The organism is Pseudoalteromonas sp. BSi20429 (assembly GCF_000238895.1).
GTDB lineage: Bacteria > Pseudomonadota > Gammaproteobacteria > Enterobacterales > Alteromonadaceae > Pseudoalteromonas > Pseudoalteromonas arctica.
The window spans coordinates 38,007-45,583 of record NZ_BADV01000047.1 but is presented as its reverse complement, the minus strand read 5'-3'; the positions used below and the strand labels follow the sequence as shown (position 1 = coordinate 45,583).

Below are 7,577 nucleotides of genomic sequence, written 5' to 3'. Positions count from 1 at the left end.
TTAACGCAGGTAACGGCACGTTTAGCCCCTAAAAATGATTAAGTATTATTGCGGGTTGGTATTAATCTTTTTGTACAAAAATAAAATAATTCAATGGGTATGGGGAAATACAGCATGAATAGAAAACCGTTATTTAAATTACAGCAATCGGTACCACAAATATTACTCGCAATGAGCGCGTCTGCTGCACTACTTGGTTCGCTCTGCGTAAATGCTGCAGAGCAAGACACTAAAGCAGAAGAAAACATCGAACAAATAAGCGTAATTGGCTCTCGCCGATTAGGCCGTACAGTAGAAGACAGCGCAGTACCCATCGATATAATTGGTGCAGATGCACTTAAAAATTCAGGCTTTACTGAAACGAATGCCCTACTTAGCAGTTTATTACCCAGCTTTAACTTCCCACAAGCATCACTTACTGATGGCAGCGACCATGTACGCCCCGCTCAGCTTCGTGGCTTAGCACCCGATCACACCTTAGTGCTTGTTAATGGCAAACGCCGCCACAGCAACGCATTACTTAACTTAAATGGCTCAACGGGTCGTGGTTCATCATCGGTTGACTTAAATGCGATACCTGCAAATGCTATTGCCCGTATTGAAGTATTACGCGATGGTGCAGCAGCGCAATATGGCTCTGACGCTATAGCTGGTGTTATTAATATTGTACTTAAAAGTGCCAGCAGTGGTGGTTCAGTTGCGGCTATATATGGTGCTAACGTAACCGAAATGGACGGTGTACCACAGCTAAAATCAGTTTCTGAAGGCAGTGATGGTAATTTAGCCTTTACCGAAGGGGGCGATCGCTCTTTAACCGATGGTCAAACATTAACGCTGCAAGGTAATATAGGGTTTGAGCTTGGTGATAATGGCTTTTTAAACATTTCAACAGAATACCGCGACCGCCATTCAACTAACCGCTCAGACTACGATAACCGTGAAAACTACGCACGCATAGATGACGGTTCAGTAGATGGCGCGCTTGACCCACGTGAACTTACCGTAAATCGGTATAACCATAACTTTGGTAATGGCGATGTTGAAGATTTTTCAATGTTTTATAACGCAGGTTACCAGTTAACAAACGAAGTCGATTTATATTCGTTTGGCTCTTACAGCAAACGTGAAGGCGAAGGCGGCGGGTTTTATCGCCGTGCAAGCGATAACCGTAATATAGAAGAAGTGTACCCTGATGGCTTTTTACCTGTTATTACCTCAGACATAGATGACTTTTCACTGGCACTTGGCGCTAAAGGTTTTGTAAGTGAATGGAATTACGATGTATCGGCCGTATATGGTCAAGATGCATTTGAGTTTGGTGTTATAAATAGCTTAAATACCTCATATGGCCCTACTAGCCAAACAAGCTTTGATGCAGGAACACTTACCTACGATCAACTTACTTTAAACGTTGATTTTAGCCGCGAGGTAGACGTCAGCTTTTTAGAAAGCTCGGTAAGTGTAGCTGTAGGTGCTGAGTATCGCCGCGAAGGATACCAAATCGATGCAGGCGAAGAAGCTTCATATGCACAAGGTACATTTGGCCCAGGAGGCGCAGTAACCGACCCAATTGATGGCCCATTTGGCGCAGCGGGCGCACAAGTATTCCCAGGGTTTACACCCGAATCTGAGGGCGACAATAGCCGCCACAACGTGAGCTTGTATATAGACCTTGAAACCTACCTAACCGACGATTGGAATTTAGCGGTTGCCGCCCGTTATGAAGATTACTCAGACTTTGGCGATACACTTAACGGTAAAATTGCAACTCGTTATTCATTAACTGAAGACCTAGCACTACGCGCCTCTGTATCTACTGGTTTTAGAGCACCTTCTTTGCAGCAGCAATACTTTACCTCAGTAGCCACTGTATTTGTTGATGGCGAACCAACCGAAACAGGTACCTTTGCACCAAGCAGCGATGTAGCAAAAGCACTGGGCTCACCGGGTCTTGATGCTGAAGAAGCAACAAACTACGGCGTTGGTTTTACATGGTCTACCGACTTTAATTTCAGCTTATCGGTTGATTACTACCAAATATTAATTGATGACCGCATTGTGTTATCAAACAACTTATCGGGCGATGCTATTGCCGATTTACTTCAAGGCACAGGCGCTAACCAAGGTCGTTTCTTCTTAAATGCAATTGACAGTAAAACGCGCGGTGTTGATGTTGTAGCTTCTTATAATGTAGCAACCGATGGTTACGGCGATTTAGCCTTTAACCTAGGTTACAACTACGGCAAAAATGAAGTAACAAATATCATCGACCCACCAGCAGAACTACAAGGCGCTGGGTTTGATCAAGACAACTTATTCTCTGGTAATGAGCTGCGTCGCTTTGAAGTAAGCACACCGCGTAATAAGTACAACTTAAGTGCAACGTGGACTAACGACGACATACGTACAACGCTTAGAACAACACGTTACGGTGAAACTCAAGACCCTTCAGATATCCCAGAACGTAACGAAGTGCTTAAGCCTAAATGGATAACCGACTTAGATGTCGCCTACTCGCTTAGTGAAAACGTATCGCTTAGCTTAGGTGCTAATAACATTTTTGATGTTTACCCAGATGCAACCCGTGAAAATGTTGACGATGTAACCACCTTCTCACGTTTATTTGCTTACTCTAGCTTCTCGCCGTACGGATTTAACGGACGCTACGTGTACGGTAAAATAGAAATGAAGTTCTAATAAGCACAGCTTAAAGTAACCAAACACACAAAAGCCACCGATTAGGTGGCTTTTTAATGCGAGTTGCTATTAAATCTATAATTAGATTTTAGTTAACCAGCCGTGCTTGTCTTCACTTTTACCCCATTGAATATCGTTCAATGCTTGGCGAAGGCGCGCAGTAGTTGGGCCTGGCTCGCCAGTACCTACTTTGTATTCTTTATCGTTATGAATAAATGTACCCACAGCAGTTAGTACAGCTGCAGTGCCCGAAAGCGCCGCTTCAGTACCTGGTTTAGCAGCACGCTCTAGTAGCTCAGTAACGCTAAAGTTACGCTCGCTTACCGTCATACCTAAATCTTTGGCTATGGTTAAAATACTATTACGCGTTACACCGTGTAAAAACGTGCTATCAAGCGCTTTAGTAATAATTTCGTTGCCATCAATAAGTATAAAGTTAGCAGCACCGGTTTCTTGTACGTCGCCACCTGGGCAAAATAAAATTTGATCTGCTTGATACTTAGTTCGTGCAGCACTAATAGGTGCTAGAGCACTGGCGTAGTTACCACCACTTTTTACCATACCCATGTGCGGAGCGCAGCGCATGCCATCTTCTTCAAGCAGTACGCGCAGTGCAGTTGCGCCACCGGCAAAGTAATCACCTACTGGCGATAGTAACGTGTATAAAAGTGAGCTCATTGATGGCGCTGCCGCTTTACCAATTGCAGCCTCAGTACCAATGTGCGTTGGGCGAATATACATAGAGCCCGGCGGTAATGGCGTTTCATCTGCGTATTCGCGCATAATATCGATAATCATCGTTTTTAGCATATCGCTGTCAAAACTCGGTAAGCTTAATAGCGCTGAGCTTTGTTGCATGCGTGCAATGTTTGCATCCATTCTAAAAAGATAAACAGAACCATCTTCATGGCGAAAGGCTTTTAAGCCTTCAAAACATGTACTTGAATAATGAAGAACGTGCGCACCAGCATGAAGTTCAAGTTTATCGGAAGGGACAATTGAGCTTTCGCTCCATTTATTATCAGAAAAACGAGCTTGAATCATCTGCGGCATAAACACGGTACCAAATACGGCCATTTTAATCTCTCTTGTGTGGTCTATTTCCCTCCATTGTATGACAATCACACGCTATTTAACCATAGCTAAAGTAAGGCTTTTTTAATTAACTATGAGAATTTTTTGCAAGTGCTGTTTACTAATCAACCGTATTGAGTGCAATAAACAAAAAAATCGGTCAGTGTAGTTACACAGACCGATTTTTTCATTCGTTAATTAAAACATGTTTATTTAAACGAATATTTAATAATACGTTTTAACACCGACGTATACTGTCTAAAAAAACCACCTGTATGATAATCAATACCGTGTTTTTTCAAAACGGCCTGTACTTGAGGTGCAACTTCTTGATAGCGCGAAGACGGCATATCAGGAAATAAATGATGCTCTATTTGGCAGCTCAAATGCCCTGTTAAAACATGAAACCAATGCGGTCCTTTAATATTAGACGAACCCAGTACTTGGCGGTAATACCACTGCCCTTGGGTTTCGTTTACGCAGTCTTCTTGTTTAAAAGTTTGCGTTTCTTCAGTAAAGTGACCACAAAATATTATGGTCGATGTCCATAAATTACGGATTAAGTTGGCTACTAAATTACCGGCCAATACCCATAAAAATAAAGGCCCTGCAAGTAACGGAAATATCGCATAATCTTTAATTAATTGGCGAGCGCCTTTACTAAAAAAGCGCTGCTTTAATGTTGAGTGTGAAACAAGCCCTTCGCGGTTTTCTTTCTTTTTACCAATAAAAACACGCTCTGCAGCCAACTCGTGATACGACACGCCCCACTGAAATAACACACTTAAATTAATATACGTAAAAAACTGCCATACATTTTTAAAACGCCACTTAAAATCATCGCTCAGGCGCAACAAGCCATAACCAAAGTCTCTGTCTTTACCAATAATATTAGTATACGTATGGTGCTCAAAGTTATGAACGCGGTGCCAACTTTGCCCGTCGCACGCTATGTCCCATTCATAATGCTGTGAGTTAAGTTGCTTGTCGTTCATCCAATCGTATTGACCATGCATTACATTGTGGCCAATTTCCATATTGTCTAAAATTTTAGCAAGTGCTAATAGCAGCACGCCTGCAACCCACAATAGTGGCTGAATAAAACCAAGCATAAGTAAAATTCGCCCGCTCCATTCACACACTCGCTGTTTGCGCACAACAGAGCGAATGTAGTCAGCATCTTGTTGGCCTACTTTGCCAAGGGTGTCCATTTTAATGGCATCTAGCTCGCTTGCGAGCATGTCATAGTTAATGTTTTTCATAATTGTAACTCCAAATCACTAACAGGTTGGCTTACGCAAAGTTGTATTAACTGCTCGCCGTTGTCACTCAATTCACCTGTTTTTAAATTACGTACCACGCCTGACTTTTTAATACATTGGCATTGATGACAAATACCAATACCGCAACCGCGTTTAACGGGTAGCTTTTTTTCTTCAAACTGAGGTAGTAAAACATCGTTGCCCGATACAACATGGGCACTGGCGTTAATTTTTACATTAAATTGGCTATCGTCGTTTAAGCTAGGTAGCGCTAAACCAAATGCTTCTTGGTAATAATTTAGCTTATGCGTTTTAGCAAAATCACTCACTGTTTGCATAAATGCTGCAGGACCACAGCAGTAAATGTCTGGGTTTTCCCACGGCTTAATATTGCTGGTTATATCGCTTGATTGCTCACGCGTTAATAATAAAAACGAAAAATGCTCAAATTGCGCTGCCAACTCACTTAGCTCATCAACACATTGATGCTCAGTGGCTTTTGCGTAATACACTAACGACACTTTTTGCGTAGTTTGGCTTAAGTAATCATCAAGCATAGCCAGCATAGGTGTTATACCCGACCCACCGGCAATAAAAGTGGCTGGCGTGTGTGTGTTTTTAAATACAAAGTCGCCGTTTGGCGCAGAAATATTGCACCATAAACCCGCTTTTAATGCGCTGCTTAGTAAGCCAGTAAAGCGCCCTTGCACATTTGTTTTGATTAGTAAGCGCACCAAACCTGTATTTTTAAATTGCTGAGCGCTTGAAGCCACGGTAAAAACGCGTGTTAATAATCGCCCATTAATTTCAAGCGTTAAGCTAATGTGCTGCCCTGGCGTATGTGCTGGCCATTGTTTGCTTGGCTTAAGTTGTACACTTAAAAAGCCACCATTAAGCACCGTCGTATTAACAACTTGCGCTCTAAACTGCCCTGCACGCCACGCAGGTTTAAACACCTGCATTATTGGCTCTATATAGCCTGCAAAACTTTGATGGTGTAAAAACCATTTTGAAAATTGGTTTAATACTTTAATTATCATCACTATTAATCTCTTGGGTCGTAAAATACTTAATTTTTGAACTTACACGTGTACGCTCAAACTTCAGCGCACAAGTGTACGCTGAAATTTTAAGTTTTCAACCCCAATAGAGTAATTATTCAATTTTTTATTAGCGCAATTTGCTAAAACAATTTCCTGTGAAGAGATAATTTTAAAATATATAAGTGTGTATTTTTCATTCAACTCAACACTTAACAAATTTATTTATGCCATGATAAGGTTATGTAAGATTGAATTAATTTTGGAAGCCATAATGATAAATTTAATGTCACATAACACACTCCCTAAACTAATAAGTGCAGGCTTAGCCGTTGCTATATTTGCTATTAATGCACCCGCGAATGCAAAAAGCGATTACGTAAAAGACTACAAAAAGCTAGATACTTTATCGCTTAGCGTTAACGCAATAACAGCGGCAGAAGGTGTGGTTATACCTTGGGCTATTGAGCCTTTAGCTAATGGTGATTTGCTAATATCTGAGCGCAGCGGAACGTTATTTTTATTACCTAAAAATACCACTACGTTAACTAAGGTTTCAGGGCTGCCCGACATTGACGCTAATGGCCAAGGTGGATTGCTTGATTTATCACTACACACCGATAGTAAGCAAAACCAATGGCTGTACTTTAGTTACTCAAGTAGTGAGGGCAAAGAAAGCGGAAGTAGCACCGCCTTAATGCGCGCTAAGCTAAGTAGCGATCATACGCAGTTGTCAGATCAGCAATTGCTATACAAAGGCGAGCATAATAGTACCAAAGGCCAGCACTACGGCAGCCGTATTGTGTTTGATGATAAAGGTTATGTTTATTTTTCAATTGGCGATCGCGGCTCGCGCGACATAAACCCGCAAGACCTCACCCGTGATGGCGGTAAAATTTATCGCTTACACGAAGATGGTAGTATCCCAAGCGACAATCCGTTTGTTAAACAAAAAGATGCAAAACATGCGGCATGGTCTTATGGGCACCGTAATCCACAAGGCATGTGGTTTGATAATCAAAACAATATTTTATGGTCTCACGAACACGGGCCACGCGGCGGCGATGAACTTAACACAATAAAAAAAGGCGCTAACTACGGATGGCCTTTAGTCAGTTATGGCGTTAACTACAGCGGCACCAAGTTTACCGACCTTAAAGAAAAAGACGGCATGCAATCGCCCGAATTACATTGGACTCCTTCTATTGCGCCATCCGATATGTTGTATGTAACGAGTGATAAATACCCAAAGCTTAAAGGTAAGCTATTACTAGCATCAATGAAATTTGCATTCATTAGCGCACTGGAACTCTCAAAGGGCAGTGTTGTTAAGCAATATAAAATACTCAATGGCATTGGCAGAGTACGTAGCTTAGCCCAAGGCAGTGATGGTTTTATTTATTTAGGTATTGATGGCCAAGGTATTAAACGCCTAGAGCCAGAAACATAAACACCAGCACTAGAACTAGAACTAGAACCAAAACTAGCACACAGTACGTTAATA

5 protein-coding genes are annotated in these 7,577 nt (G+C 41.8%); 2 read left to right on the top strand and 3 right to left on the bottom strand.

What is annotated here, in order from left to right:
• Nucleotides 1-114 precede the first annotated feature (114 nt).
• The gene (locus tag P20429_RS09765) at nucleotides 115-2,697 is read left to right on the top strand and encodes a TonB-dependent siderophore receptor (protein ID WP_007583358.1); all 2,583 of its coding nucleotides are present in this window, start codon (nucleotides 115-117) and stop codon (nucleotides 2,695-2,697) included.
• A gap of 81 nt (nucleotides 2,698-2,778) precedes the next feature.
• Here P20429_RS09765 and P20429_RS09770 read toward each other — a convergent pair whose 3' ends face one another.
• The 3 genes from P20429_RS09770 to P20429_RS09780 all read right to left on the bottom strand — a co-directional run bounded on the left by P20429_RS09770 (nucleotide 2,779) and on the right by P20429_RS09780 (nucleotide 6,073).
• Complete coding sequence (locus P20429_RS09770; protein WP_258172047.1) at nucleotides 2,779-3,780, bottom strand: branched-chain amino acid aminotransferase; 1,002 nt, start codon at nucleotides 3,778-3,780, stop codon at nucleotides 2,779-2,781.
• 200 nt (nucleotides 3,781-3,980) lie between these two features.
• Complete coding sequence (locus tag P20429_RS09775; protein WP_007583355.1) at nucleotides 3,981-5,033, bottom strand: acyl-CoA desaturase; 1,053 nt, start codon at nucleotides 5,031-5,033, stop codon at nucleotides 3,981-3,983.
• The gene (locus tag P20429_RS09780; protein WP_007583353.1) at nucleotides 5,030-6,073 is read right to left on the bottom strand and encodes a flavin reductase family protein; all 1,044 of its coding nucleotides are present in this window, start codon (nucleotides 6,071-6,073) and stop codon (nucleotides 5,030-5,032) included. Before P20429_RS09780 ends, P20429_RS09775 begins: the two co-directional genes overlap by 4 nt.
• A gap of 274 nt (nucleotides 6,074-6,347) precedes the next feature.
• Between P20429_RS09780 and P20429_RS09785 the strand changes: the two genes are divergently transcribed.
• On the top strand, nucleotides 6,348-7,523 hold the full coding sequence (locus P20429_RS09785; RefSeq protein ID WP_007583348.1) for a PQQ-dependent sugar dehydrogenase: 1,176 nt from the start codon (nucleotides 6,348-6,350) through the stop codon (nucleotides 7,521-7,523).
• Nucleotides 7,524-7,577 lie beyond the last annotated feature (54 nt).